This window comes from Capsulimonas sp. (assembly GCF_039929585.1).
In the GTDB taxonomy this organism is placed as follows: Bacteria; Armatimonadota; Armatimonadia; order Armatimonadales; family Capsulimonadaceae; genus Capsulimonas.
Map to the genome: position 1 here is coordinate 1 of NZ_JBDSQY010000289.1, position 26,455 is coordinate 26,455.

Annotated in this window: 22 protein-coding genes and 2 tRNA genes; 15 read left to right on the forward strand and 9 right to left on the reverse strand. The window is 58.6% G+C overall.

Annotated elements, in window-relative coordinates; genetic code table 11:
- Window positions 1-3,493 precede the first annotated feature (3,493 nt).
- Window positions 3,494-5,977: a SpoIIE family protein phosphatase gene (locus ABIZ35_RS21895; RefSeq protein WP_348222058.1), complete on the reverse strand. Its 2,484-nt coding sequence runs from the start codon at window positions 5,975-5,977 to the stop codon at window positions 3,494-3,496.
- Window positions 5,978-6,869: 892 nt separating this feature from the next.
- Here ABIZ35_RS21895 and ABIZ35_RS21900 point away from each other — a divergent pair.
- The 10 genes from ABIZ35_RS21900 to ABIZ35_RS21945 all read left to right on the forward strand — a co-directional run bounded on the left by ABIZ35_RS21900 (window position 6,870) and on the right by ABIZ35_RS21945 (window position 16,088).
- A complete protein-coding gene (locus ABIZ35_RS21900) occupies window positions 6,870-9,479 on the forward strand; it encodes an alpha-L-arabinofuranosidase (protein ID WP_348222059.1) in 2,610 nt (869 codons plus the stop codon).
- A gap of 97 nt (window positions 9,480-9,576) precedes the next feature.
- Window positions 9,577-9,651 (forward strand) — tRNA-Gly (locus tag ABIZ35_RS21905).
- A 29-nt stretch (window positions 9,652-9,680) separates the two neighbouring features.
- A tRNA-Arg gene (locus ABIZ35_RS21910) sits at window positions 9,681-9,756 on the forward strand.
- 305 nt (window positions 9,757-10,061) lie between these two features.
- A complete protein-coding gene (locus tag ABIZ35_RS21915) occupies window positions 10,062-12,044 on the forward strand; it encodes a S53 family peptidase (protein ID WP_348222060.1) in 1,983 nt (660 codons plus the stop codon).
- A gap of 188 nt (window positions 12,045-12,232) precedes the next feature.
- On the forward strand, window positions 12,233-12,886 hold the full coding sequence (locus tag ABIZ35_RS21920) for a MotA/TolQ/ExbB proton channel family protein (RefSeq protein ID WP_348222061.1): 654 nt from the start codon (window positions 12,233-12,235) through the stop codon (window positions 12,884-12,886).
- Complete coding sequence (locus ABIZ35_RS21925; RefSeq protein WP_348222062.1) at window positions 12,867-13,289, forward strand: biopolymer transporter ExbD; 423 nt, start codon at window positions 12,867-12,869, stop codon at window positions 13,287-13,289. The genes ABIZ35_RS21920 and ABIZ35_RS21925 overlap by 20 nt, the downstream gene beginning before the upstream one ends.
- Window positions 13,286-13,759, forward strand: coding sequence for a biopolymer transporter ExbD (locus ABIZ35_RS21930; protein ID WP_348222063.1), 474 nt, complete (start codon window positions 13,286-13,288; stop codon window positions 13,757-13,759). Before ABIZ35_RS21925 ends, ABIZ35_RS21930 begins: the two co-directional genes overlap by 4 nt.
- Complete coding sequence (locus tag ABIZ35_RS21935) at window positions 13,746-15,341, forward strand: PA14 domain-containing protein (protein ID WP_348222064.1); 1,596 nt, start codon at window positions 13,746-13,748, stop codon at window positions 15,339-15,341. The genes ABIZ35_RS21930 and ABIZ35_RS21935 overlap by 14 nt, the downstream gene beginning before the upstream one ends.
- Complete coding sequence (locus tag ABIZ35_RS21940) at window positions 15,331-15,714, forward strand: hypothetical protein (protein ID WP_348222065.1); 384 nt, start codon at window positions 15,331-15,333, stop codon at window positions 15,712-15,714. The genes ABIZ35_RS21935 and ABIZ35_RS21940 overlap by 11 nt, the downstream gene beginning before the upstream one ends.
- The gene (locus ABIZ35_RS21945) at window positions 15,711-16,088 is read left to right on the forward strand and encodes a hypothetical protein (protein ID WP_348222066.1); all 378 of its coding nucleotides are present in this window, start codon (window positions 15,711-15,713) and stop codon (window positions 16,086-16,088) included. Before ABIZ35_RS21940 ends, ABIZ35_RS21945 begins: the two co-directional genes overlap by 4 nt.
- 110 nt (window positions 16,089-16,198) lie before the next feature.
- Here ABIZ35_RS21945 and ABIZ35_RS21950 read toward each other — a convergent pair whose 3' ends face one another.
- Both ABIZ35_RS21950 and crtI read right to left on the reverse strand, forming a co-directional pair.
- Window positions 16,199-17,062, reverse strand: coding sequence for a phytoene/squalene synthase family protein (locus ABIZ35_RS21950; RefSeq protein ID WP_348222067.1), 864 nt, complete (start codon window positions 17,060-17,062; stop codon window positions 16,199-16,201).
- A 13-nt stretch (window positions 17,063-17,075) separates the two neighbouring features.
- Entirely contained in the window at window positions 17,076-18,566 is a 1,491-nt protein-coding gene (gene crtI / locus ABIZ35_RS21955) for a phytoene desaturase family protein (protein ID WP_348222068.1), read from the reverse strand.
- Window positions 18,567-18,643: 77 nt separating this feature from the next.
- Here crtI and ABIZ35_RS21960 point away from each other — a divergent pair, with 77 nt between their 5' ends.
- From ABIZ35_RS21960 to ABIZ35_RS21970, 3 genes are all read left to right on the forward strand, one after another.
- Window positions 18,644-18,970: a lycopene cyclase domain-containing protein gene (locus ABIZ35_RS21960; protein ID WP_348222069.1), complete on the forward strand. Its 327-nt coding sequence runs from the start codon at window positions 18,644-18,646 to the stop codon at window positions 18,968-18,970.
- On the forward strand, window positions 18,970-19,323 hold the full coding sequence (locus ABIZ35_RS21965; protein WP_348222070.1) for a lycopene cyclase domain-containing protein: 354 nt from the start codon (window positions 18,970-18,972) through the stop codon (window positions 19,321-19,323). Before ABIZ35_RS21960 ends, ABIZ35_RS21965 begins: the two co-directional genes overlap by 1 nt.
- Before the next feature lie 186 nt (window positions 19,324-19,509).
- Window positions 19,510-19,887 carry a hypothetical protein gene (locus tag ABIZ35_RS21970; RefSeq protein ID WP_348222071.1) on the forward strand — a complete coding sequence of 126 codons (378 nt, stop codon included), beginning with the start codon at window positions 19,510-19,512 and terminating at the stop codon, window positions 19,885-19,887.
- A gap of 110 nt (window positions 19,888-19,997) precedes the next feature.
- On the opposite strand, the gene ABIZ35_RS21975 is transcribed toward ABIZ35_RS21970, so the two are convergent.
- From ABIZ35_RS21975 to ABIZ35_RS21995, 5 genes are all read right to left on the reverse strand, one after another.
- Window positions 19,998-20,525, reverse strand: a complete 528-nt coding sequence (locus ABIZ35_RS21975) for a DUF4440 domain-containing protein (RefSeq protein WP_348222072.1) — start codon at window positions 20,523-20,525, stop codon at window positions 19,998-20,000.
- 133 nt (window positions 20,526-20,658) lie between these two features.
- The gene (locus tag ABIZ35_RS21980) at window positions 20,659-21,375 is read right to left on the reverse strand and encodes an alpha/beta hydrolase-fold protein (protein WP_348222073.1); all 717 of its coding nucleotides are present in this window, start codon (window positions 21,373-21,375) and stop codon (window positions 20,659-20,661) included.
- On the reverse strand, window positions 21,372-22,115 hold the full coding sequence (locus ABIZ35_RS21985; RefSeq protein ID WP_348222074.1) for a DNA alkylation repair protein: 744 nt from the start codon (window positions 22,113-22,115) through the stop codon (window positions 21,372-21,374). The genes ABIZ35_RS21980 and ABIZ35_RS21985 overlap by 4 nt, the downstream gene beginning before the upstream one ends.
- A 5-nt stretch (window positions 22,116-22,120) precedes the next feature.
- Complete coding sequence (locus ABIZ35_RS21990; protein ID WP_348222075.1) at window positions 22,121-23,923, reverse strand: glutamate mutase L; 1,803 nt, start codon at window positions 23,921-23,923, stop codon at window positions 22,121-22,123.
- Window positions 23,924-24,037: 114 nt separating this feature from the next.
- Window positions 24,038-24,322 carry a hypothetical protein gene (locus tag ABIZ35_RS21995; RefSeq protein ID WP_348222076.1) on the reverse strand — a complete coding sequence of 95 codons (285 nt, stop codon included), beginning with the start codon at window positions 24,320-24,322 and terminating at the stop codon, window positions 24,038-24,040.
- A gap of 144 nt (window positions 24,323-24,466) precedes the next feature.
- On the opposite strand from ABIZ35_RS21995, the gene ABIZ35_RS22000 reads away from it, so the two are divergent.
- Together ABIZ35_RS22000 and ABIZ35_RS22005 are read left to right on the forward strand one after the other, a co-directional pair.
- Window positions 24,467-24,973 carry a DinB family protein gene (locus tag ABIZ35_RS22000; protein ID WP_348222077.1) on the forward strand — a complete coding sequence of 169 codons (507 nt, stop codon included), beginning with the start codon at window positions 24,467-24,469 and terminating at the stop codon, window positions 24,971-24,973.
- A gap of 28 nt (window positions 24,974-25,001) precedes the next feature.
- Window positions 25,002-25,478 carry a VOC family protein gene (locus ABIZ35_RS22005; RefSeq protein ID WP_348222078.1) on the forward strand — a complete coding sequence of 159 codons (477 nt, stop codon included), beginning with the start codon at window positions 25,002-25,004 and terminating at the stop codon, window positions 25,476-25,478.
- A gap of 40 nt (window positions 25,479-25,518) precedes the next feature.
- On the opposite strand, the gene ABIZ35_RS22010 is transcribed toward ABIZ35_RS22005, so the two are convergent.
- On the reverse strand, window positions 25,519-26,455 hold a 937-nt coding region (locus ABIZ35_RS22010), incomplete at its 5' end, for a hypothetical protein (protein WP_348222079.1).

Here is a 26,455-nt window from a genome sequence, read left to right on the forward strand (position 1 = left end):
GTCGCGCCAGTTCTGATCCTGACTGGAATATCCGCTTCGATCCCATGAGTTGTGATCGGGAGCAGCGGCCGCCGGCTTCGCCGCCGACAATCCCGCCAATCCTAAGGTTGCAATTCCTGCAATTACCGCAATCGTAGTTTTATAGTTATTCGTCATTGTTTTCCTCCGAAGGTAAATCATTCGTCAGCAATTGTCTTGCTGTTATAAGAGGGACAGCATCACGGCGTGAAATGTTCCATCAGATCTTTCTTTAGCGTTCGCGGCCACTCCCGGCGATATGGCGAAGAGAGAGGGAAAAGGCGATGGGGCGGAAGAAGGGTCAATCAAATCCAGGGAAGTCTAAGCATGTACTGGCCGTGCGGATGCTGGCGACGCGCGTGGCGTGGCTGGACGGGCGTCCGCAATGGCTCGATGGTCAGATCGTCTGGCGCACGGAGTCCGGCGACGCCACGCCCGGCGTGTTTCTGTTTGCTCAGGCGCAGCGGTCCCTGCATAAGATCTCGCAATACCCCAGGGCGTCACGGATCGCGTTTGGTGATATTGACGCCTGGTTCACACAGAAACAATCGCAATTGGAGCTGGCGAAACGGCTCCATGCCCTTCCCATGCTCGATTTGGAGCGCCTGGTCGAAAGCACCGCCCGCCGAGACACCTCCTCCATCCCGCCACTCGTTTCACTGCTCGTCGCAGAAGCACTTTGCGCTGGCGAACTCCCCTATTCTCCCAGCCGCGCATTAGTATTGCTCGGCGATTTATCCATCACGCCGCTGCGCGCCTTGTTTGCCGCCCCAGACGCTCCCGAAGCGGCGTGTGCGCTGGCGGGGCTCGTGCTGGGAGCCATCGAACGCCATGGCTTTGTCACCGCGCGGCCATGCAAGACGGACGGTGAAGATTGGCGGGATCGCTGCTTTGCGTGGGGACTCGCACATGGACTGACCGACGATACCTCTCTGATCCTGGCGCTGCTGGAGCCTCCAGACGGTAAGACGCTTGCGCGCCGCTGCTTTGCCGCCCTGCAATCTTCGAGCGCATTCCACTGCACAATCGCTCAAGTTCGAGGATGGGTCGCTTCAGGCAAAAGCCCAACCCAGGCTGTCATCATGGCGGAGGTCGCCTCTGAAGCATGTGCGCTGGAGCGGCAAATGCTCGATGTGAAGGACGATCTCCCAGATCACGAATTTCCCCAGCAGCGTTTGGAGACCTTCGAAATGCTGCACGCGGAGCGGCAAGAGGCCGTGGACGAAATTGCCGGCTTATTCCACCAGTGCCTCGACACGCACGGCGCCGAGGCAGGGCGACTCTTCTTACAAGCCGCCGGCTCTCTCTACTCCCTCTCACGCACGCTTCTCAACCGCTCCGAGGTCTTCGCCATGCTTCATACATCGGCGCGCCGAGTATTGATCGCTGGCCTGGAATTGGGAGATGATATTACGCCGGCTTACCTGGCGCTTCTCGTAGAACAATCTGAGGAGTTATGGCTATTCCGGGTGATGCCCCAGGGGAAAAACGCGCGCACGGTGAAGTATCGTTTCGATCTCTGGCTAGGCGAGCGGCGTGATGTCGTCATGGACTGCCGCAAGCTGCTCGCCGCCAGCCGCGACAAGACGGTCGTGGCGCGCGCCTTGGCGCTGGACGACGGCGCGATCGGCTATCTCTCGGCGGTTGCATCATTGTCACGAGAAGAATGGACGGATCCGCAGCAATACCGTGTCGCAATCTCGCTGATGGAGTGGATTTCTCCGTGCGAAAAGGGAGCTCGTTATGACTGCGTTACCACGCTGATCGGCTGGCGCGCCTCCGCGCGTGACGCAATTCGCGCGCTTTATCCGATCAGAAACGCATTGGAGGCATACTCTCCCAAAACTCGTCGTCATGTGCTCGAATTACTGGAAACGCTGGAAGACGTTCCCACCCCCCAGGATCGTCTTCAGCAAATGACGCGCTTTCTTCCCACACTGGCGGCATTCGCAGACGAACACGCCGAACTGTGCGACTGTTGTAGTCCATTGATCGCCTACCTGGCCGAGATGGAAAAATCAGATCTGGAACTCACGGAGCGGCGCTTGCGATGGGGGCTTGACTTCATTGCCGCACACATGAAATCGCGCCATGAAGACTATGGCTCTTATGAGGCGTTCCGGCTTGGAGTGCGTATGGCGAAGACGCTCAATCCCAAAGGTGAGACCGCATTCCAGGACATCGTACAGACGGCGATGGCGCACAAGTTCGACCATTCTTACTATGAACTCACGGACGGTCTGGATCGGGTCCAGCCCGGCTCCTCGCTAGCTGCGGCGCTGGCGCAAAGCTTTCCCAGGCAGCCTCAGCGATGCGCCGACTTGCTGGCGCGCCTGGGTATGACGCAGAGGCTTGGGCCGGAAGTGACGGCTCAGATCAAGGGGATGGAGCCTCAGCAGGAGTGGGACGGCGAGGCGGGATCGGCCTTCCCCGTGGTTCTTTGCGCCGACGCCTCATGGCGGCGTCTTCTCCAGGCCGCTCCCGAACTCGCGCCCACCATGAATGCATATCTGCATGCGCGCTGGCTGCTTGGAGAAGCGACAACAGTCCCGCCGGGCGTTCGGCGCGCTCTGGACAGGCGGGATCGGCTGATCGCGGAGTGGGAGTATGCTTCTCAAAAGCCGGAACTGTCGGCGCGAGCGAAGAAAATCGGGGCGCTCCTCTCCGATACCGAAGGCTTACAAACGGAAATCGCTGCGGAGGCGTCCGAGCGCCTGGCGCATGTCAACGCCGAAGCGCAAATCGAGATGGCGGAGAAATGGATCGTCGACCGATATCGGCGGCGGCTGGAATCCGTGCTTGGACCACTGCCGGATGGTCTGGAGTTTGCTTCGGACCTGATCAACGCTACTATCCTTACCGCGAACATCTCCTTCAACAAGAAACTGCTCCGGAATCTCCTGCGCGCCCAATTGAGCGGAGACAAAGAGTGGCGCGATCGGCATCCCGCAAATCAAAAGTTTCTCGCTACAATGAGGAGCAAGGGCGTGGAGATCGATGTGTGGACTTCGGAGTTTCCCAGAGAACTTGCATGCCCGGACATCCCCGGCGAAAAGCTCTGTCTTTCGATGGAGCTTGATCCGCTGCAAATTCTTCAGATGGGAAACTATGTGGGGACATGCCTGAGCGTCGGCGGCGCCAACTCCTTCTCCACGGTCGCGAACGCCTGTGAGTGGAACAAGCGCGTGATCTACGCCCGCGACGGCGCGGGGCGCGTGGTGGGTCGTAAGCTCATCGGGGTCACGGAGGATTGGACGCTGGTCGGATTTCATGGTTATGCCCGGATGGAGGATGACCAGGGGTCGGCCGCTCTGCGCGTGGCGATGGAGGATTATGCCCGGGAATTCGCCCACGCCTGCGGCCTCGCGCTCGCCAATGAGGGAACGATTCCCATGCTGTTCGCCGAGAATTGGTACGACGGCGTCGTGGCGTGGGGCGCGGCGGGCGATGATGAGGAAGAAGAGGCGGGCAACGCCTATTTGACTACGGAGGCGAGCAGGCAGGCGTCGTCACGTAAATCTCCGCCGGCCCATGCGTGCACGCCCTCCATGACCCGAGTCATCAAGGCGGCAGCGCTCGGATCAATCTCCCGCTTGAGAATGGAGGCCAATCCTTCGGAGCCGAGCAGGCTCGTGCGGTCCGGCCCGGCTTCCGAAAGGCCGTCCGTATAGACCAGGAAACGGTCGCCGGGAGAGAGCGCGCGGCGCTCAGCGTGGAACGGCGCGCCGGAGCCGATCCCGAGCACCGGAGCCGTCGCGGAAAGCATATGCACGGGGCCGCCCTCCGCACACTGCAAGATCCCAGGCTCATGGCCGCATGAGACGTAGGTGAGCGTGCGGTCGGCGGCGTCAAAGCATCCGACAAACAGCGTCACGAAGCCGCGCAGCAGATCGTGCGCCACCACAAGATCGTTTAAGATCGACACGGCCTTGGCCAGATCATCGTGGAGGTACAGGACGGTCCGAAGCATATTCCGCACTGTGGCGACCTGTGCGGCGGCGGCCAGCCCCTTGCCAGAAACATCGCCAAGGACAAGGGCTGTGACGCCGTCTTTGAGCGTAAAGACATCGTAGAAGTCGCCGCCGACGCTGGCTTCATCCAGCGCGGCGCGATGGAAGTCAGCGACATCGAGACCAGGCGCCGATGACGGCGCAGCCGGATTGAGGGCGTTTTGCAAATTGTTAGCGATGTTCCGCTCACGCTCCAGGGTGCGCGCCGACTCGGCGGCGGTCCGCGAGACGACGGCCACCGATTCCGTGAGCGCGACTTCGTCCCCGGTCCACGCCCGGGCTTCCTGCGACATTGCCACTACCAGGACCGCCACCAGATTCTGGTTCTCGTAAAGCGGCACCCGGATCCCAGATCTCAGACCGAGGCGCAGAAGTTCATCGGCGAGCTCGGGGAAACGGGCGTCCGTGGCGATATCTTCGATCACGAGCGTCTGACCGATCGAGTGTTGATAGGATTGCAGGATCGAATCGTGACTGGACGTTCGATACTCGCCAATCAGCGTAGCGGCGCTGTCGACGCGCCACTCGTCCTTAACCCACGAGCGGCCCTGCTCGATGTCGTAGAAAACAAAGTAACATCGGTCGGCGCGCAGCGCCGAGCCGAGCGCCGCCACCGTCGCCGCAGGGATGTCCGCCGAGTTCGTTGTACCTCGAATGGTCGCGCCGATCCAGTTGATGAGCCATTCCCGTTCGTACGACGCCGCGAGGCGGCTCTGAAGTTCTTTTTGCTCCCCAATATCCTGAAAAACCACCACCCCTGTCTCGCTGTGACCGTGCAGCGCCGGGATCATATCGCCGAACACCAGCAGCGGCCGGTCGCCTGCGGGAGTCCGCCAATTGATCTCCATGCCCTGGATACGCTCGCCCTGCGCGACGCGCGCGAATGGCAGCTGTTCCAGTGGAACACGAGTTCCCTCCTGGTCGTAATGAGAGTAAACATCACGCTGCTTGTCTTCCAGCAGGGCCGACACGAAGTCGCCGCCCGCCAGTTCATTCGCCTTGCCGTTGGCGAACACAATACGGCCGGCGCCTGGCTCCACGAAGGTCAGGCCGACCGGGAGCAGGTTCAGTACGGCTTCGAGCCAATCCTGGTGGCTCTTGATCGCCGCCGTTTGCTGCCGCAAGTCGGAGTCGCGACGGCGCTCCTCCGAAACGTCGCGCAGGATCACAAGCGTGTACAACTCATCGCGCCAGAGATACGTGGAGACCCTTATCTCCATGTCGAACTCCTCGCCGCCACGCCGAAGCCCACGCGTGATGTACATCGTCTCGATCGCCTCCCCCGCGCCGCGCAGGCGAATCCGCTCGGCGATCTGCTCGCGCGCCGACGGCGCGATAAAATCGAAGACCGGCAGACCGCTAATTTCCTCGGCGCGATCATATCCGAACATATTGGCGTAGGCGCGGTTCGCGTAGACATGGACAGCGCCCTTGGAAACGGCGATCGCGTCGTGGCACCGCTCAAGCAGCGTCTGAAAGCGGATTTCGCTTTCGCTGAGAGCTTCCAGCGCCCGGCGCTCGGCGGTGATGTCGCGGCTATTGACAAGCACGGTCTCCAGATCGCCTTCGGGAGAAAAAATAGGGGTGTAGAGATATTGGAAGCGGCGCTGCCCAAACGGCGTCAGGGCCTCCATGTCGCTTTGCAGCGTCTGTCCCTCAGCGACAACCTTTCGGAAAACTTGATCGACGTGCTCCGCCAGAAGTTCTGGGAGCCCGATTTCGAAGAGGGATTTGCCTAAAACGTCCTCACGCGCTTTGCCAAGCGCACGCAAAGCCGCGTCGCCAACAAAGACATGGCGTCCCTCCAAATCCAAAGCAAAGATAAAATCGGAAAGACTGGCGAGGATGGCTTCTAAGATCCGCGCCTGACGTTCGGCTTCGTCAGCGCGAGCCGGACTTGGGCCGGACTTCAGCGTGGGAACAGCATCGATTTGGTCGCGGACGTTCATACGGTTCCTTGGCGCTCTGCTGCGCCGCTCACGTCTCGACTTGGAGCATATAATGCAGCTTTGACGGTAGACGACAGGATGCGTAATATTGTTCCATAAAATCGCTTTGATATCACATCAAGATTGCCTGCCGCAGGTTTCAAGAGCCAATATGGCCGGTATGTACTCCAAATCACGAAAACACAGAGAAGGAGAGGGTGAATCGCTGAGGATCGTTGCGCGCGGCCACAACCGGGTGAATGCATTCGGGCGATGTAGTCTTAGTCTCCACGCTGGAACCCTGCGTCATGCGCCTGGGAGCCGCTATGGAGGATCGAAGGCGTCCTTCCCCAGGAAAGCCGCGACCTTTTCGAACAATGGCTCGTGTGAAAAGAAGGAACTGAACATGCGAAATTCGTCGAGCAGCTTCTTAGATTAACAGACTAGCTTACTATTACAACGCAATATTAACAGGCGGTAACAAAAAAAAATCCCCGTATCCTTGCTGAATGCAATAAAGGCGCCGTATAATAAAGATGTCCGCAGCCGGACACCTTTATTTCGTTTTAATTGTGACCTAAGACGCAGATTCCGCCCGTCGTGTTCATACTCCTCTGATTCAACGCCGCAGTCGTCCCGCTCTTATCTTGCGTGCAACTGTTCCGATTAGACTGCAGTGCGATTACAACAAAGACAACAATCAAGGAGTACTAAATTTTGACAACCCTCCGACAAACCTAATCAGGCAAACACACTGGATTTTCTGCAGTTCCTTGCAGAATGCTCCAATAATACTGTTGGACTATGGATTGACACTGCGTCAATCTATGATCTAACTGTATACGACAGCGCACGTCTGTGTTGTCATGCAAACCACTAAAATGTATGTTTGCTCCCCAGGAGTTCTATCAATATGTCACTTCGCAATACCCTGGTCGCTTTGGCGGCTCTGGGCGCTTTCGGTATGCAGCCGGGCGCCCACGCTCAGGCGCCCGATCAAATCGTTTACGATGACAGTCTTCAAAACGGCTGGCAAAATTACGGCTGGGCGACACTGAATTACTCCAGCACAGCCGCCGCCCAGTCCGGAAGCACCTCTATCAGCGTGGCCGCAGGCGGTTATCAGGCGCTTTACGTGCACCATACCGCCATCGACAGCAGCAACTACACCGACCTCACCTTTTGGATTAACGGCGGGGCTACGGGCGGCCAGAAAGTCACTGTTTACGGAACGCTGAACGGCGCGCAGAAGACGGGCGTGCTTCTGGCTCCGCTCGCGGCGAACACATGGACCAAGGTGACGATCCCGCTCACCGCCCTCGCCGTCGACGACAAGCTCACGCTCGATGGATTCTGGTTCAGCAATCAGAGCGGCAGCGCCATTCCCACATTTTATATCGATGACATCGGACTGGTCGGCTCGAACTTACCCCCTCGCACCGACGCAACCCTGACTGTGGACGCCTCCACCCCGATTCGTACGATCGATCCACGCCTCTTTGGCTTGAACACCGCTGTTTGGGACAATAAGTTCACCCTGCCGTCCACTCAAACCGCGCTGACTTCCATCGGCAACAAAGTGCTGCGCTTCCCCGGCGGCTCCACTTCGGACGGCTATAGCTGGAACACCGGCAAGTCGGACGGCGGTTCAAATCCATGGACCGTTTCGTTCCCAACGTTCGCCAAACTTGCGGAGGCGACTGGAGCACAATCCTACATCACGGTGAATTACGGCAGCGGCACGCCGCAAATGGCGGCGGCCTGGGTCGCCTACGCCAACGGCGCCACGACGAACACCACCGTCATTGGCACCGATTCCAAGGGCAAGTACTGGAACACGATCGGCTACTGGGCGGCGATTCGCGGAGCGAGTCCGCTGGCGAAGGACGACGGGTTGAACTTCCTGCGCATCGCGCACCCAGCTCCGTTCAACATCAAATACTGGGAAATCGGCAATGAATGCTTCGGCAGCTGGGAGAATGACAAGCATGGCGTCGCCGGCAGCACCCTCTCGGGCGTCGCTCATGATGGGTACACCTATGGGACCTACGCCGCTCAGTTCCTGACCAAGATGCACGCGGTCGATCCGAACATCAAGGTCGGCGTGGTCATTTTCCCCGGACAGGACACCTACGGCAATAGCGCGCGCAACGCCGTCAATCCCAATGAAGGTAACAAGGTCCACCACGGCTGGTCTCCCGTCGTGCTGGCGTATCTCAAGAGCGTCCACATTCTGCCCGAGTTTCTGATCCACCACCAGTACCCCCAGGAGCCTGGCGCCGAATCGGATGACGGCCTCCTGCTCAGCGCATCGAAATGGCCTTCGGACGCCGCGTTCATCCGCAAAATGCTTACCGACTACATCGGGGCCGGATCGGACTCCATTGAGCTGGCCGCAACGGAGACGAACTCGGTGTCGTCGGCGCCCGGCAAGCAAACCGTCAGCCTGGTCAACGGCCTGTTCTTAGCCGATAATTTTGCGAACATCGCCAAAACCGAGTTCAACGCGTGCATGTGGTGGAATCTGCATAACGCCTCGGAAACCCACAACAACAACTCATCGCTGTATGGTTGGCGAATTTTCGGAGATTATGGCGTTCTGGCCACTGGCGATCGTGCGGATACACCCGCCAATACTCCCTACCCGGCCTATCGCGCCATGGAGCTCATGACGCACTGGGGCCGCAGCGGCGACAAAGTCGTGAGTGCGAACTCGGATTACAATAAACTGCCGGTTTACGCGGCGCAGCTTCAGGACGGACGCCTGGCGCTTCTGGTCGTCAATAAGTCCTCGGCGGTTGCGCTGACAGGCCATATCAACCTGGGAGCATTCCCCGTGGGATCCGCTCCGGCTGAGGTGTATCAGTACGGCAAGTCGGAGGATGCAAGCAACGCAGGACTGACACCCTCAAACTTCACTGTTCCCGGCGGAGCATTCGACTATGTGTTCCCAGCTTATTCGATGACCGTGATCGTAATCCCGACATCAAGCGACGCGCCGGCGCTTCCAACAACGCTGGCTCTCTCCCCGATCAGCGACTCTTATGTCCAGGCCACCGACACGGCCAAGCACGGCGCTGAAACCATGCTGGGCGTCTATCGTAACACGACCACGGGACGATGGGTGACGTATCTGAAGTTCGACCTGACCGGCGCCACAAAGCCGATCACGGCGGCGCAGCTGAAGATGACAATCACCAGCACGACCACCAGCAAAGCGGTCCCGCTGAGCGTCTACGGCGTCAGTGACAACTCCTGGCTTGACTCCACGCTCTCGTTCGCCAGCGCCGTCGCCGGAGGCGGCCTGACATCCGACGCGCTGAGCACGGGAACGCTGGCCGGGACCAGTATCGTGACCTCCGCCGTAGGCGACTACACCTGGGACCTCACGAACTACCTGAAAGATAAGAATGGTCAGGTAGTCACGCTTCAGATCCTGGACACCACATCCGCCGGCATCTACTTTAAGTTCGGCAGCCGCGAGGCCGCCACGGGCCGTCCTGTGCTGACAGTTCAATATTAATCGCATGACTTCCAAGCCCTGCCCCGAATGGGGCAGGGCTTTTTTCATCAAAAGACTGTACGAAATTCTGATTATTGAGGTATACTATACTCATTAAGCGGGTGTAGCTCAGTGGTAGAGCGTCTGCCTTCCAAGCAGAATGTCGCGAGTCCGATCCTCGTCGCCCGCTCCAATTTTCCCTCTCGACAATTCGCGCTTCGTCTCTCCGTAGCTCAGCGGATAGAGCAACAGTTTTCTAAACTGTCGGCCGCAGGTTCGAATCCTGCCGGGGGGACCACCCTTCCCACCTCGGGCCTCACACTTTTCCTTCCATCCTCACCCATCGCCACGACTCCGACTCAATCCTCGTAGATTTGACATCTGCCTGTCCTTTTTACTGCTTCCGATAATAATACCGTGCCCATCAAAGGCTCAGCCGCTCGGTAATCTCCTGCGGCGTGTCCATCGCAATATTTCAACTTCGCCAGTTTCCATAACATTTGAGGAAAACCCTGGTGATCTTATTGGGTTTATTGCAATTTACATGCCCCTGCGATTCCTGGCGGATATTTGAAATCCAAGCGTATCAAGGGTCTCGGAACCATGAATAAATCTTCGATCGGCGCGGGGATCGCCTGCCTCGCTCTGGCGGCTCGCTTCGGCGGCGCATCGGCTCAGGCGCAAAGCACGGTCCCGCTGCGCGGACATCTCTCGCAAGCCGCCGCCACGGCCCATCTGGTCGGACGAGCGCCGGCCGCTCAGTCCATCGCGCTCGCTCTTTCTTTGCCGCTGCGCAATGAATCTCAGCTCTCGGACCAGCTGCGCCGCCTCTACGATCCCAAGGATCCTCAATACGGCCGTTTTCTCACCCAGCAGCAGTTCATCGACCGGTATGCGCCCACGGCGGCGGATTACAACGCCGTCGTCCAATATGCCCGCGCCCAGGGCTTCACTGTTACAGGGACATTCGAAAACCGAACACTCGTGACCGTACAAGCATCCAACGCCGCCGTGGAGAAATCGATGGGGCTGCAGATGCGCGCATTCCGCGCGCCGGACGGTTCGTCCTTCCGGGCGCCCAGCGCCGAGCCGCGCGTTCCCGCCTCTATCGCCACGCAGCTCAGCGGCGTCGTGGGCCTGGATGAATCGGCGCACTGGGCGGCGCAGAGCTATCTGGTTCCGAAAGCGACGGCGCAGGCGCTTCAGCCCTATCAAGTCGGTCACGGCCCCGGAGGAACGCTCACGCCGGACGATATCCGTAAGGCTTATAACCTCACTGGCTTGACCCTCAAGAACTCGACCAAAAAGCTTGACGGCTCCGGGCAGGTGCTTGGCCTATTTCAGCTGGACGGATACAATCCGCGCGATATCGCCCAGTACGCAAGCGCGTATAAACTGCCCAATGTTCCCCTCCAGAACGTCCTGGTCGGCGGCGCTAACGGCCAAGCGGGCGTGAACTCCGGGGAAGTGACTCTGGATATCGAGATGATGATGGCGCTCGCTCCTGGAGCGAGCAAGATTATGGTCTACGAGGCCCCGAACACGGCGGCGGGAGTGATCGCGGCGTATAACCGTATCGCCAGCGACAACATCGCAAAACAAGTCAGCACCTCCTGGGGCATTTCGGAGCCATTCTGCAGCCCGGTCATTCGAAACGCGGAGAATACGGCGTTTCGCCAGATGGCGGCGCAAGGGCAGACGATTTTCGCGGCCTCCGGCGATTCCGGCGCCTACGATAACGGGCAATCACTGAGCGTCAACGATCCGGCCTCGCAGCCTTATATGACGGGCGTCGGCGGCACGCAGCTCTTTCTCAACGCGAACGGGACGTATCTGAAAGAAACGACCTGGAACCATGGCTCTGCGAACAATGGCGCAGGCGGCGGCGGAATCAGCGCAGTCTGGGCCAAACCCGATTACCAGGCCGGCGTCGGCGCATCCAACATCGCGCGTAACGTTCCAGACGTTGCGCTGAACTCCGATCCTTATACCGGCTACTCAGTCTATTACAATGGCGGATGGTGCATCTTCGGCGGCACGAGCTGTGCGGCGCCGCTCTGGGCGGCCTTCACCGCCCTGGTCAACCAGCAGCGCGCCGCCAACGGCGCCGCGCCGGTCGGGTTCATCAATCCGCTCATCTACAAGATCGGCAAGGACTCCCGCTACACGCAAGACTTCTTTGATATTCGTGATGGAAGCACTAACTTGTATTTCCACACCTATGCCGGCTACGACAACGCGACCGGATGGGGATCTTTCAAAGGCGCCAGCCTCATCGACCATCTGGCGGCGGCCGCCCCCGTCGCGCCGTCTCCCATCATCTCGCTGGTCAGCGCTCCCACTCATACCGTCATGCGTGCGGCGGCTATGATCACCTGGAAAACGAACATTGCGTCGGATTCCATCGTTTCCATTGGACTAACGCCCAGCAGTCTGAGAAGTAGCCTCTCGCTCGCTGCGCCCGTGACGACTCACTTGATGGGAATTGGCGGCCTGATGCGCGGGATAACCTATTACTACACCGTCACATCGCGCGGCTCCGGCGCTTCGATTACGTCTTCGGTGATGTCGTTCCGAACAACTTAAATATCTTTCTCGGAACAGATCGCGCGGCCCCCATTCACTTATCTTTAGAATGTGAAAGGGGGCCTTTTCTTGCGTTCCGCCTTCGGAATGCATCTGCGTCTCCCTCCCCATGAGATAACCGCCATAGACATGGTACTATTCTTTCACGTATGCTTTGCCTTTCGATCGGCGAGCTCCGAGGAGATCCCATGTTTGTTCACGGTCTTCAGTTTTTGCTGCGCGGCGGTCCGGTGATGTGGCCGCTGCTGGCATGCGCCATATTGTCCGTAACGGTAATGATCGAACGCGCCGGGGCGCTGCGGCGGGCGCTGGCCGGCGCGGACCTGCTGATCGCGCGCGTGATGGAGCAGATGCATGACGGGCGCGACGACGAGGCGCTGGAGCTGGCCCGCAGCCATCACGGCCCCGTCGGGCGGGTGCTCGCGCACGCCATCACACGGCGGCATCGAGATGTCGCGGCGATCGAGCGGTCCTTGGAAGTGCTGGCGCAGGAGGAAACACCGAAGGTCACACAGCGCCTGGGGATTCTGGATACGGTCATCACCGTTTCTCCACTGCTGGGACTGCTGGGGACGGTGACGGGAATGATCAAGGCGTTCCACGTCGTCGCGGATCCCAGCTCCCTGAATGGGCCGTCGATGATTACAGGCGGCGTCGGGGAGGCTCTGATCGCAACGGCGACGGGACTTGCGATTGCGATCGTGACCCTTGTCGGATATAACGCTCTCGGAGAGCAGGCGCGCGCGGTGGTGCGAGCCATGGAGCGCGGCGCGACCCAGGCGGTCGAGCTGATTGCGAACCGACAATCCAAGGAAACCGAATATGAAGATGTCATCGCCTGAAATCAAACCGGCGCGCATCGAAATCGTGCCGATGATCGACACCATCTTCTTTCTGCTGGTCTTCTTTATGATCACCAGCCTGTCCATGGTTTCCCTCAACGCAAAGCGCGTCTCCCTGCCGGAAAGTGAGACATCGCGTCCTGCCCCGAAGCATCAGGTAGTGCTGACGGCGGCGCGCGACGGCGCGTTATTTCTGGACAAAGACCGCTGCACCGAAGCGCAAATGCTGACGTCGCTGCGTGGGCGCGTACAGACAGACCCAACCCTGACCGTGCTGATCAATTGCGATAAAGAGCTGCCCGCCTCTCGGTTCCTGAGATTATTCGATCTGGCGAAACAGGCGGACGCCGCAAGTGTCACGATCGCCACGCTTCCAAGAAATCTGGAGGCGCGCCGCCCATGAAGTTCCCGGAGCCAAAGCTGCGCAAGGCGCGGATCGAGATCGTTCCGATGATCGATACGATCTTCTTTCTGCTGGTCTTCTTTATGTTCTCGACGATGTCGATGGTCAAGATGCAGGGTCTCGGCCTCAATATCCCCCGAGACAACGCATCGGCGACTGCGGCCACAACGACGCCGCCACGCCTCACTCTCACCGTCGCGCCGGACGGCCGTTATTATCTCAACGCCCACACCCTCGCGCCCGCCGATATGCCGGCGGCGCTTCAGCGGGAAATCGCCGCGCATCCGAACGCGGCGGTCGTGGTGAATGTCGCGCCAACTCAAAAAACGCAAACTCTGATTTCCGTCATGGATATCGTCAGCGAAACCCTCACCCGCGCCGGAAGCGCCGCGCCGATTGTCGTCGCGACGGAGCCTGTCAAGCTCGGCTCCAAGGCCCCAACCCCTGAGGCGAAGCATGGGAAACGATAAGAGCCTGATCAAACCTTTCCTGCTGGCGCTCTGTCTGAACGCCGGCGTGATCACCTGCATCGGCGCCTCTGACACTTGGAAGGCCGCGCAAGCTCCGGCCCAGAAACCAATACCGCCGCTTCCCACCCGGCTGATCCAGCTGGAAGCCATGCCGCCCGAAAACTCGCAATCTGACAACGAAGACTCAGGCAAAGAAACAACGATCTCAGGAAAATCCAACTCTGCCCTCCCTACGCTCAAGCATCATGCGCGCGAAGCACGCCTCGTACAATCGGCGCAGACAAAGAAATCGATCAAGCCGCAGACGCGAGCGCCCAAGCAAATGTCGCAAAACGCGGCGGCGGATCCCCAGTCCAGCTCATGGATAAAAGCAGAGGAAAAGAAGGCCGAGCAGGAAGCGAACGCCGCCCATAGGCCAGACACTGAACAGCACGCCCGATTGAGTGACGCTGGAGTCCCGAAAGCCGCCGGACCGCGGCAAAGCATCGCCAGCAGCCCAATCCGCACGGCGGCGCAAGGCCAAGGAAAACAAGACACGGCGGGACAGACGCCGACGGGAACGACAGGGCGGAAAGCTTTCCGCAAACCCGGCGACGGCAAGCAAACGGGTCAAGCCGCCGAGCGTCGCCTCGCGTCCGTCCCCTCTCCTCAACACACGAGCCAGGATGGCCGAACAGGAATGGAGAAGTCGGGCGATCATGGCGCGTCTCATGCCCCCTCCTCTCCCCGAGGTAAAAATACGGCAGCGCATGGCGTCGGCGTAAACCCAAGCGTGGCGCGCATAGTGCAAGACGCCGGCGGACAAGGCTCACCGCGCCAGTCCGGTCCGTCGAATCGTCAGACAGCGTCCAACCGTGATTGGAACTTCAGCACTCCGGTCCGCACTCCGCAGCTCCCGACAGTCCATGAGGAAAAAAACGACGCGATCCCAGGCGCGCTCGTTCCCAAAGCGATGCGCCGCCCGGTCGCCAGCCCCAAGCCACATGCGTTTCCTCTGATTCCGGCATCCATCGGTTCACACAGCGCGCGCGGCAACCTGGTGTGGCCGGTCGACAAGGGCCAGAAGCCGAAGCGTCCTAAGATTAATGGGGTGGGCAAAGTCGACGGCGGCGGAGACGGCAGTGGTTTGCTCGGGGAATACTTTCTGGGCCAAAACTTCGAACAGCCGCTTTTCAAGCGCCCGGATCCCGCCATCAATTTCAATTGGACGCACAAGCAAGTCGATGCGCGCCTGCCGATATGGAACCCTTACTCAGTCCGCTGGACAGGCAAGATCACGCCACGCTACTCCGAGACCTACACCTTCTACACCGCCTCCGACGACGGAGTCCGGCTCTACATCGACGGCAAACTGCTGATCGACAACTGGTCGATCCACCCCGCCTCCGAGGATTCCGCGCAGGTGACGCTTCAGGCGAACCATCCCTACCCGATCGTCGTAGAGTATTACGAAAAGAACGGCCGGAGCGTGCGGCTGATCAAACTGTACTGGGAAAGCAGCCATCAGACGAAAGAATACGTGCCCCAAAGCTGCTTCTCTTATCCGAAGACAGAAGAAGACAAAGGTCAACATGGATATTGAAGGCAAGACAATTAGACAAACCCAGCGGATAAGACTTTCGGGCGACGAAGCGGTTGCCCTCGTCGAAGCCCTGCAATCATTCGTTGGACATGAGATCGTTATCAGTGAGGGCATTACTCGCGAACGTGGTGGCCGTGGCTACGACAGGCACGCCGCCACGAATTCTCGCTTCAGTTTTATGGTGGATCAAGTATTCGGCTACACGATCAGTGGCGAACTGTTTGGGATTGAAAGCAAGGGCGGATCGAATTTCTATTGCCTATCATTTCTCAGCGTTGTCCAATTTGAATGGCAAGAAGGAATCCTAACAATTACGGAGCATTACGAAGATAATACCGCGCGTCAAACTGTAGTCCAAAGGATCGCAGCATGAGTTATGACTTGAATTTTTGGCGGCCTGGCCCATACTTACAAAAGACGCCGCAGAAGATTTACGAAGCGCTGTGCAAAGGCGAATCCGTTGCAGAACTCGCTTCCCTTCCAATTGACGATATGATCGCAAGAATGCACGCCGTATTTTCCGACATCGAACCGTTCTATTTAGAGAAAACGTGCATCGAACTCAATTGGCAGGGGGGCGAAGGTGAGGGAGCATTTCAAGTCACATGGTCCCCCCAGCACTTCCGAATTGACTGCTATGGATTGAAAGATCAGACGATGAACCAATTAGTTGACATCGCTTACGAGTTCGAATGCTCCTTTTACGACCCGCAAGTCCCTCAACTTTATCATGCGACAAAAAACTGACGACGAAGTACCTAACGAAGTTTGGGCCTTTACGGACCCGCCAGATGTCGCGTCGATGCAGGTGCGGAGCGGCAAAGGATCAAAGCCCGCAAAAGTATCCAGCAGACGAATTACGCAGCCCGGCTCATCCTCAATCGAACGAGCGCGCTGGCTTTCTCAAGCGCCGTGGTGCGGGCGCGACGGCCGAAGACGTCGTAGTCGTTTTCTTCGATCTTGTCGAGGATTTGGGCATACAGATGGCGGGCGAGCATGACGGGCAATTGACAGCGCGATGGAATGCTGGCCATTCCGAGGTCGGCGGAGGCGTAGTATTCTCGGGCGCGGGCGATCTGGAAGCGCATGAGCGCGCGGAAGGCGTCGTTGACGACGCCGTTGGCGAGCATGGTTTCGGTGTAGCCGAAACGCCGCAGGTCCTCCTGGGGGATGTAGATGCGCTGGCGGTCGCGCCAGTCCTCGCCAATGTCGCGCCAGAAGTTGGTGAGCTGCATTGCGAGGCCCAGGTCGTGGGCGTGGACAAGCGCCTGCTCATCGGTCACACCCATCACGCAGCACATCATCAGGCCGACGACGGACGCGCTGCCGTAGGTGTAGGTCTTGAGGTCTTCGAAGGTCTCATAGCGGCTGCGGGTGAGATCCATCGCCATGGCGTCGAGAAACGCCAGAGGATACTTTTCGAAAATCCCGTAGCGCTTGGCGGTGTCGGCGAAGGCGGCCAGCACCGGGTTGCTGGAGCTTCCGATCTTGAGAGCCATGCGGGTGGCGTCGCGGTATTCGAGAAGGCCCCGCTTGGGATCGTCGCCTGGCTGGGGATTGTCCACGATTTCATCCGGGTAGCGCACGAACCCGTAGAGGGCGTGGACGCTTTGGCGGATTTCGGGCGGGAAAAAGAGAGTGCTGAAGTAGTACGTTTTGCCATGGTGCGCGTTGATGCGCTTGCATAGACCATAGGCCAGGTCCAGCTCCGTTTGCGGCATGATGAGATGTTTTCTAAGCGGCGTCCGCTGCGATTCGCTCGGATACGAGCTTTGCTCCCAGGCAGACGAGCGGCACGCCGGTGCCCGGCGCGGTGCTCGCCCCCACAAAGTACAGGTTACCCACATGTGGGGCTTTATTTGCAGGCCGGAAATATCCGACCTGAAAAATCCCATGCGACAGCCCAAAGGCCGCGCCAAACTTGAGGCTGTATTGCCGCTCCCAATCGTGCGGAGTTATTACCCGCTCCACCACGACATGTTTGCGTAAGTCCGTCAGTCCCCGCGCTTCTAGCCGATCAAAGACCTTCTCTCGGAACACCGAGATCTGCTCGTCCGTCCACTGCTGCTGCTGGGTGAGATGCGGGATCGGAACGAGCACAAAGAGATTGTCCCCGCCCTCGGGCGCGACGGACGGGTCCGTGCGTCCCGGCGCGTTGATATAGAACGACGGATCGCGCGGGGCAACCTTGGCGTCGAAGATCTCCTCGAAGTTGCGCTTGTAATCGCTCGAAAGATAGAAGTTGTGATGGTGAAGCTCGGGGTACTGCCGATCCGTCCCCAGATACATCACGAAGGCCGACGAGGTAAACGCCTGCTTGCGCCACGAGTTCTCTTCGTATCGTTTCGGGCGCGCCTCTAACAAGTCCGTGTAGGTATAAGGCAAGTCGGCGTTGGAGATCACAATGTCCGCCGGAATGACCTCGCCGCCCACGCGAACGCCAATCGCCTTCCCATCCCGGATCACAATCTCGCTGACCTGCTGCTCCGTGTGGATATCCACGCCTAAATTCCCGCAGACCTTGACCATCGCGCGCGGCAGCGAGTAAAGTCCGCCCTTAGGGTAGTAAAGGCCATCCTCGGCGAGTTCAGTGTATGGGAGAAGGGTGTAGACGGCAGGCGCGTCGAAGGGAGAGATGCCGAGATACATGGACTGCATCGAGAACGCTTGGCGCAGCCGATCGTCTTTGAAGAATTGGGAAACGTGTGTGTAGAGCTTGTCCAGCGCATTGAGCTTCTTGAGGAGCCCTAAATTATGCGCCGTGAAGAAGTCGCCCGCCGTGCGGAAGTCTTTCTCGACGAACTCCGACCGACCAATGCGATACTTGCGTCCGGCGTCTTCGAGAAACCGATAGTATCCAGAGACAGATCCGGGCTCAATCTTTTCCAGCTCCGCGATCATCGTCGGCAGATCGCTCGACATGATCATGGAGGAACCGTCGCCGAAGTGGACCCCATAATTCGGCTCCATACGGATCAGGGGAACAAGCGCGTCGAAGTCCGCCCCGCAGAAGGCGAACAGCTCACGGTAGATGTCGGTCATCAGAAGCAGCGACGGCCCGGTGTCGAACCGGAACCCCTCGGCCTCCCAAATATTGCACCGTCCGCCGGCCGTGGCGTTCTTTTCCAGCACCGTCACCGAAAACCCGCCCCGCGCCTGCAAGCGCATGGCGGTCGCCAGTCCGCCGATCCCGGCGCCGACGATCACGACCTTCTTTTGTGACATGGGAAACGAAGATACTTTCTAAGGCGATCCCAAAAAGCCTGAGCTTTAATCGAGACCGTCCTAAGCTATAATAGCGCATGACCTATGCTGGGTTCCTGCTAATTTTCCTCGTCGTCCCCATTCTCCTTCTCGCCGCCCTGCTGCGCCGCAAATTCCAGCGCCGCCATGGGATTGCCTGTGTCCTCGTCTGCACGCTCGCCTTCGTCTACACCACCCCCTGGGACAACCACGCCGCCCGCATCGGCCTCTGGTCGTTCGACCCCGTCTTCGCCCCGCGCAGCCACTTCCTTGGATACCTGCCCTGGGAAGAATACGCCTTTTACGGGTTACAAAGCATCCTCATCTGCCTCCTTACCGTCTGGCTCTCCAAAAACGCGCGCCTCTCCGGAGGCGACGACCTTTGATGCAAACCCCGCACGCCTATCTCATGTACGAGCTCCTCTGGGCGCTTCCCGTAATCGCGATCCAATGGCTCGTCGCCCGCCGCGAACTCTGGAAACGCCGCCGCCTCCTACTCGTCGTCTCCACCCTCGCCACTCTGTACTTAGGAGCCTGCGACGCTCTCGCCCTCGGGCATGGCATCTGGAGCGTCGACCCAAAACGCGTGATCGGCGTTTACGCGGGGCCGCTGCCGCTGGAAGAATTTATCTTCTATGGCGTCACAAACGTGATGGCGGTGCAGGGGTTTGTGATGATCGCGGGGTATTTGCGGGAGCAACGGCGTCACACGTATAAAACTGACAAAACTCAACAATAAATACGAGAATGACTTGCAGGCTTCATGAAGAGAGTGTAAAATAACATGCGACAGTTGAGAGATCGCCGAAGCCACTGAGAAAGAAGAAGATACACGATGCGCAGTTCCATACGAGTGATTACCATGTTGTCGGCGGTCCTAGTCATTTCCGGCTGCGGAGGTGGAAGTGGAGGAGACGACGCGCCTTTGGAACATAACGCAACTCTGGGAGATTGGGGAGGCCAGCAAACAGGCATCAGCACCATCTCCACAATTGCCCTTCACCTAACAAACACGGGAGGTGATTTTGCGATGCATTGCGGCTTCAGCGCTCACTTTAATGGTCCAATCACGCCTAACAGCGCGGGCAACTTCGTGGTGACTGGAGTCTCGCATCTCACTCCGGCGGTGGGCGTACAGGCTCCCACCATTTTCACAGGAACAATTAATAATGGGAAAATGACCGTCAACTTCTTCGTGAAGAATGACGCTACCGGCGCGGAGGATCCATCGGACTCCTTCGTGCTAACACTAGGCCAAACAGCGCCTACCGACACCACATTTGGAAATGCCTGCCCAGGCTGATCGACCTCACCGCGCGCGAAACAGCAGGGAGGAAAGCCTGCCCGCACATCTAAATTTTGTGCCCCAATATCTGTGTCGGCGCCGATGACATCGCACACCCCAGCAAGCATTTAGCCAGGATGGATCTTAAGATTGTTCTCAAGCGTCTGGCGGTGCTGCAATCGCCAGCCTTGCGGGGTCTTCACCCACAAATCGCGCACATGCAGGTCGCTGACGAATGTTCCTTTGAGCCGGGCGAACAGTACTCGCTTCACCCCCACCCCGTCCGAGTGCAGCTTCATCTCCACCAGAGTCCCGTCCGGCGACGGCGTGACGTTCAAGATGGAGTAGCGGCTTTGAATGCTTTTGATTTGCCCTAGCTGCTTCTGATACCCCTGCCGCGCCGATTCCTTGTTATGCCGCTTCCCCTTCTCATCGACTTCCGTGTAGTCGGGGGTGAAGTAAGACATCATCTGGGGCAGATCACGCCGCTCAAAAGAGGCGTTAATTTCATCATAGACAGCTTCAATGGCGGATTTCGCGGAAGCGCTTTCGGCGGGCGCGGCGGATGCGCTAGGCGCACAAGAAATAATGACGCCTGCGGCGAATGCGAGTGCGTACAGAGAAACTACGAATTGTCGGACAAGGGAATTCGGCAAACGGCGACCTCCGGTCGTGGGCAGAGCATAAACAGCGACGAATGACGCCGCATATCAAAAGATACATACCCATAACGGACGCCGCCGAACGATATGGCGGCAGATTGAGCACCGCTCTTGACCAAAGCAACGTTTAGGGCGCAAGCGCCCAAAGCAAAGCATCCGGCAGCGTCTTACGCCATGCGGCGAACTCATGGCCGCCGTCAAACTCGGTATATTTGACCGCGTATCCTCGTTCCTGCAAAACGTCCCGAAATCTTCTGACCGCGTCAATCTGAGAAACCACTTGCAGCACATCTTCGCGATGACGAACATTCTGCTGCGTCTCTTGGCGCCCCACATCCAGATAGAATCCCGTGGAGCTTCTGCGAGAGATGCGCTGGAACTCGTCAATAAGCCGACAGTCATCGGACCAGAAGGAGCCGGATTGAGCGATGACCTTTTGGAAAGCGTCCGGAAACTCGTTCGCGACAAACGCCGCCGCCAGACCCGTATAGCTCAAGCCGACTAATGTTCTTCGCCGGGCGGCTGTTATCCCTGGATAATGTCCCTCCAGCCACACAAGCAGCTCTTCCACGATAAATTTCGCAAACGGCGGATAGCAGGGACATTCTCGCCAGCGCGATTCGACGCTTTCCATCGAAACGAACACAAACCAGGCGTTCGCAATTTCGTCATTCGCAAGGAGTTTGTCGATTACGGCGTTCGCTTCGACCCGCTCACGGTAAAGCTCTCCATCAAGAAATACAAAGAGATGATCTGCGTTCAGGTTTTTCTCAGGCTCGCGGATCCAAACAAGACGTTCATTTTCTAAATAAGCACTCCTGATTATGTGAATTGTCTCCATCATATCTCTCCACCAGATTGGTGGAACGATACCACGTTTCCCTTCAAATACAACTGCCGCTCCTCTGGAGTGAAATGCTCGATGGCGTAGCGCAGCGTCGTGCGCGGGAGGGCTTTGTATTGGCTGTCTTGAGCCAGCCAGGCGACGATCTCGGCGCGGGAGCAGCGTTTGCCGATTTCGCGGAGCATCCAGCCGACGGCTTTTTGGATCAGGTCATGCGAATCGTTTTTGAGGATATCGATGATGACGAAAGAGGGCGCGGCGTTGCCTTGTTTGATGTCGTGGAAACAAGAGAGCATGGCGATGCGGCGGCGCCAGAGATCGGGAGAATGGGCGAGATCGATCAGGATCTGCTTGCCGGTGTGCTGCAAATGTGCGCCGACGATATATTCGGCAGTCCCGTCGATCAGGTCCCAGTTGTTGATGTATTGGGTGCTGCGGAGATAGAGGGTGAAGATGGCCTCTTGGGTCTGTGGCGAACCCTTTTGATATTGGTTCACGAGGATGAGCAGGGCGAGGAGGCGGGCTTCGTGGTGGGATGAATGCAGAAGCGCTTCGGTTTCGGAGAGGCTCAGAGCTTGAAAGCGTTTGGCGGCCGCGCGGGTTTGCGGGACGGTGAGGCCGAGAAACGAATCGCCCTCGCCATACTCGCCAGGGCCGGTCTTGAAATAGCGGCCCATGCCGATTGCTTTTTGGGGATCGGCATGGGCGGTCAAATAGGCAAGCGCGTCTGCGGCGGTCATGCGGGTTACTCGGAGGAGCCGGTGTGGACGGTGAGGCCGATGGCTCGAAGCCACTCCTGCAATTTGGCGACGCGCTGGGTCGGCTCGCTGGGAATGATGACCGGGCGGCCACGGGTGTCCAGAATCAGGCCGACGACGCCGCCTTCGAGGGTGACGGTGATCGGCTTGCCTTTGCCGGCGCCGACATCGAAGTTACGCGCAGGCGTGATCGTGGCTTCCTGGGTCTCGTTTTCTTTCAGTGGGATCAGGCGAAGCTGGCCGAACGGAACGACTTCCGATGTGCTATCCTTGAATACGACGGTGAGACAGGGTTCGCCTTCCTTCGCGGTTCCGATGGGGGCGACGACGTGGCCGAGCTTGATCAGACAGTCGCGCTCGAAGACCTGAGTGGCGGCTTCGGGGAGGATCGTGGAAAGGACGCCGAGCTGGGGCATCATAAAGATAGAGTCGACGGCGAGCATGGTGACGCCTTCAGGCTGGTAGGCGTCGAGCATCATCAGGGCGCTCTGCGCTCGCTCAGGAGCGTGGGAGAGAACGCCGCCGCTGCCGATGATCATGTCCAGCTCGATCATGTTGACGAGCGTCTTGCCCGTCGCCTCGCGCTCGAACTCGACGCCGGCTTTAGTCTGCACGCCCTTCAAGCCGCGCGCGAGCGACTTGTGGTGCTCGAAGGCCAGGCGCAGCGCCTCGCGGGCGACGGCCTGTTCGATCTGGAGATCGCGCAGGCTCTGCGGGATGGTGGTCGGGCGGATCATCTTATTGCGCAGCTGATTTCGAAGATAAGCGTCGTCGGCCATGAACGGGATCCAGCGCGCGATATTCGCGATGCCCGCCTCGGTGAGGACGTTACAGATGGAGTAGGACATGCCGAGGTTCGCGGAGACCGTACGGTTGAAGACGCCGCCGAAGACGGAGAAGACGTCGGTGGTGGCGCCCCCGATGTCCACACCCAGCACGTCGATCTTGCGCTCGCGCGCGATCGTCTCCATGATCTTGCCGACGGCGTTCGGCGTGGACATAATGCCGGAGCTGGTCCAGGTAGTGAGCTTCGCGTAGCCTGGGGCCTGCTGCATGACGTGTTCGAGAAAGAGATCGTGGATCGCTTCACGCGCCGGACCCAAATTCTCGCGGTCCAGCGTGGGACGCAGGTTCGGGACTTCGCGGATATCGACAATATCGCCCGCGACGTCATGGACGGATTTGCGGGCCTCGACGTTTCCGGCGAAGATGACCGGCAGTTTGAGGCCGATACCAAGGCGAGGCTTCGGGTCCGCCGAGCGCAGCATTTCGGCCATTTCGGTCAGGTGCGTCACCGTGCCGCCATCCGTGCCGCCGGACATCAGGATCATGTCCGGGCGCAGCGCCCGAATCCGTTCCACTTTCTGATAGTCCTTGCGGCCGTCGTCCACTGCAATGACGTCCATGATGATCGCGCCCGCGCCCAGCGCCGCGCGCTCCGCGCTCTCCGCGCTCATCGACTTGACTACGCCCGCCACCGTCATCTGCAGGCCGCCGCCCGCCGAGGAAGTGCTCAAATATAGATCCACCCCATCGCCGTTGGCCGCCGTTGGGGTAATGACCTGTCCATTCGCATCCAAAATCGTGCGTCCCGACAGCTCTTCGATCTCGCGGGCGGCGTTCGAGACGCCGATGGTGACATCGTCAAACGGCGCCTCGACCGTCGTCGGGGCCTCGCCGCGCGTCGTCAATCGATACTCGTCGCCCTTCTTTTCAATGAGAATGGCCTTGGTGGTCGTGCTGCCGCAGTCGGTAGCGAGAATGGTCCGCACGTTGCTGGTGTTGGTCAAAGGGTTCGCTCCACGATCTGAAGATATCGTCATTCTATCACACTGCGCGGGGAGAGTGCAACATATGCGCCAAGGCGGCAAAAAGCATCTTTAGCCCAAGGTGTAAGGAGGGATTTAACGCCACGCCGCCAAAATTCGCAGCAGCATCAAAACCGTCAGCAGCACGACAGCCAAAAGCAGCGCCACCTGCGCCGCCAGGCGATGCTGGGGATGGTTTTCATCCCGCACCAGCGCGCCAAAGGTACGTAATCTCCAGGAGAAAAGACGCCCTGTGGGAAGGCGTTCCGCGTCGCCGCGCAGACGCGTTTCTTCCTTTCCCAAATAGGCGGACAATTGGCGAAGCGGCGCAACGAGCATCACGCCCGATATGATAAAGATCAGCAGAGTGCAAAAAATCATGATAAGGTCGATCTATTCTATCACAAATCACGAGAGAAAATATTTTATTGGCCCAGCGCGCTCCGATGTCGATTAGCAGCTTCGCCAAGCGACTAAGAAATAGCAAGCACCTTACCGACCTATTGTCCCTGGAGGATATCCATCATGCCGGAAACTCTCGTCTCACCCGCCATAGAATCGATCGCCCGCGCGAAGAGCGCCGTGATAAGTTCCCGAGACTTGCTGCTCAGCACGTTCTCCTATGTGCCGGACGATAAGCTACACTGGTCACCGTCGCCCAGCGCGCGCACGCCCCTGCAAATCGCGGCGCACTGCGGCGGCGCCAACGCCACCTTCGCCACTCTCCTGCGCGGGGAGCCATGGCCGCTCGCCAGCACCGCTAAGGAAGCTGCCGCCCAGATTTATGCGCGCGACGCGGCGACCGATATCTCACGCGACGATGCCGCCAAACTGATCGAAGCTTCGTCCGCTGCACTGATTGCGGCTCTGGAGAACGCCACGCCGGCAACCCTGGAAACGATGATCTGGACGGCGTTCGGAGAGTTCCCCTACGACTTCGCGATGACCTTCCCCGCCGGGCACATGGCCGGTCACGCGCGCCAGATCGACTATCTCCAAACGATTTGGGGCGACCGCGAAGACCACAATTAAGACCGCATCAACAAACCAGGAGAATCGTATGTCACAGAAAATCACCCCATTTTTATGGTTCGACGATAAAGCCGAAGAAGCCGTCAACTTCTACGTATCCATTTTCAAGAACTCAAAAATCACCAGCCTTTCCCGCTATGGCGAAGGCGGTCCGGGACCGGCCGGACAGGTCATGGTGATGTCTTTTGAACTGGATGGCGTTGAGTTTCAGGCCCTAAACGGCGGCCCGCACTACAAATTCACCCCGGCGATCTCGCTCTCCATCGACTGCGCCGACCAGGCCGAAGTGGATCATTTTTGGTCCAAGCTCACCGAAGGCGGCGAAGAAGTCCAATGCGGCTGGCTAACCGACAAGTTCGGTCTCTCCTGGCAAGTCGTGCCTAAAGCGCTCGGCGAACTGATGAGCGGCCCCGATCCCGTGAAATCGCAAAACGTTATGAAAGCTATGATGCAAATGGTCAAGCTCGACGTCGCCGGCTTGCAAGCGGCATACGATCAGGAGTAGCGCCATCGTTGATAACCATTCGGCGCGGTGGCGATGCGTATTAAGGATGGTATGTGACTGTCACCACATCTTTGCCTTGGACGCCCAGACCAATTCCCCGCGCCGGATCGTACGTGACGAGGACAACATTATCGGCAACAGGCGTCAAAGTCATTCCCGAATCTGTCACTCGATAGAAATATCGGGTCGGATGCCTATCCGCAGTCACGAGCGTCTCCGCCAGACCAATGATCGCGTTGGGGGTGACAAACGAACCCTGCTCACGGAAGATGAGATTATCCCCAGCGCTATCTTTGACAGTGTCTGCACTGCGACCCCGTCGCCAAACATCGATATAGTCGTATCCCACGCCGCCGCCTGCGGGATAGCCATAAACGGCGAGCCGATCTCCCAGTACTGCTAGATGCGTGGGGTCTCCCTCAAAACGATCAAAAATGGCGGTCTCCATCTTGTACGCATATCTCAGTCGACCGTCTTTTCCTCGCTTCCATAACTGCATATAGGATTTAGGATTGGAGATGTCTTCCTCTGCGTTCCCAGTCTTGATCGGACGCAAGCCCAAGAAGTATGCGCCACTTTCATCGACTGCTAAGAAATCAGTTCGTCCTATGTTGATGGGATGACGGCGGCCGCCCGTAAACAGATAATCTTCATAGTCCAGCCAGCCCATGCCATTCCCTTCCCACCATGCAATGGCGTGTCTATGCTTGAGGATATGCAGATCCAACGCACTCACCACCAAAGAACTGCTGTAATAATTGAGGATGATCTTCTTGCCGTCTGGCGAAAACACCGCATTCCGAGGCGCGCCGATTTCGGGCGACATTACGGGAGGCTTACCTTGTCTTCGAATCCAAAACTCTCGTTCAGTGGCGAACACAACATCTCTCCCATGATGCGCCACGAAAATGGTTCCCAGAGGATAATTCTCCACCGATGGCGCGGCGACGGCCGCCCGCGCCACCATGAAGGATATG

What these genes read in the sequence shown, in the direction of transcription:
- ABIZ35_RS21950 (WP_348222067.1), bottom strand. Translation starts at nt 17,062, where the DNA reads ATGCCGCAAACGGAGCTGGACCTGGCCTATGGTCTATGCAAGCGCATC.
- ABIZ35_RS21945 (WP_348222066.1), top strand. Translation starts at nt 15,711, where the DNA reads ATGAGTTATGACTTGAATTTTTGGCGGCCTGGCCCATACTTACAAAAG.
- ABIZ35_RS22005 (WP_348222078.1), top strand. Translation starts at nt 25,002, where the DNA reads ATGTCACAGAAAATCACCCCATTTTTATGGTTCGACGATAAAGCCGAA.
- ABIZ35_RS21930 (WP_348222063.1), top strand. Translation starts at nt 13,286, where the DNA reads ATGAAGTTCCCGGAGCCAAAGCTGCGCAAGGCGCGGATCGAGATCGTT.
- ABIZ35_RS21915 (WP_348222060.1), top strand. Translation starts at nt 10,062, where the DNA reads ATGAATAAATCTTCGATCGGCGCGGGGATCGCCTGCCTCGCTCTGGCG.
- ABIZ35_RS21920 (WP_348222061.1), top strand. Translation starts at nt 12,233, where the DNA reads ATGTTTGTTCACGGTCTTCAGTTTTTGCTGCGCGGCGGTCCGGTGATG.
- ABIZ35_RS21960 (WP_348222069.1), top strand. Translation starts at nt 18,644, where the DNA reads ATGACCTATGCTGGGTTCCTGCTAATTTTCCTCGTCGTCCCCATTCTC.
- ABIZ35_RS21940 (WP_348222065.1), top strand. Translation starts at nt 15,331, where the DNA reads ATGGATATTGAAGGCAAGACAATTAGACAAACCCAGCGGATAAGACTT.
- ABIZ35_RS21900 (WP_348222059.1), top strand. Translation starts at nt 6,870, where the DNA reads ATGTCACTTCGCAATACCCTGGTCGCTTTGGCGGCTCTGGGCGCTTTC.
- ABIZ35_RS21995 (WP_348222076.1), bottom strand. Translation starts at nt 24,322, where the DNA reads ATGATTTTTTGCACTCTGCTGATCTTTATCATATCGGGCGTGATGCTC.
- ABIZ35_RS21935 (WP_348222064.1), top strand. Translation starts at nt 13,746, where the DNA reads ATGGGAAACGATAAGAGCCTGATCAAACCTTTCCTGCTGGCGCTCTGT.
- ABIZ35_RS21980 (WP_348222073.1), bottom strand. Translation starts at nt 21,375, where the DNA reads ATGATGGAGACAATTCACATAATCAGGAGTGCTTATTTAGAAAATGAA.
- crtI (WP_348222068.1), bottom strand. Translation starts at nt 18,566, where the DNA reads ATGTCACAAAAGAAGGTCGTGATCGTCGGCGCCGGGATCGGCGGACTG.
- ABIZ35_RS21965 (WP_348222070.1), top strand. Translation starts at nt 18,970, where the DNA reads ATGCAAACCCCGCACGCCTATCTCATGTACGAGCTCCTCTGGGCGCTT.
- ABIZ35_RS21985 (WP_348222074.1), bottom strand. Translation starts at nt 22,115, where the DNA reads ATGACCGCCGCAGACGCGCTTGCCTATTTGACCGCCCATGCCGATCCC.
- ABIZ35_RS21925 (WP_348222062.1), top strand. Translation starts at nt 12,867, where the DNA reads ATGAAGATGTCATCGCCTGAAATCAAACCGGCGCGCATCGAAATCGTG.
- ABIZ35_RS22000 (WP_348222077.1), top strand. Translation starts at nt 24,467, where the DNA reads ATGCCGGAAACTCTCGTCTCACCCGCCATAGAATCGATCGCCCGCGCG.
- ABIZ35_RS21895 (WP_348222058.1), bottom strand. Translation starts at nt 5,977, where the DNA reads ATGAACGTCCGCGACCAAATCGATGCTGTTCCCACGCTGAAGTCCGGC.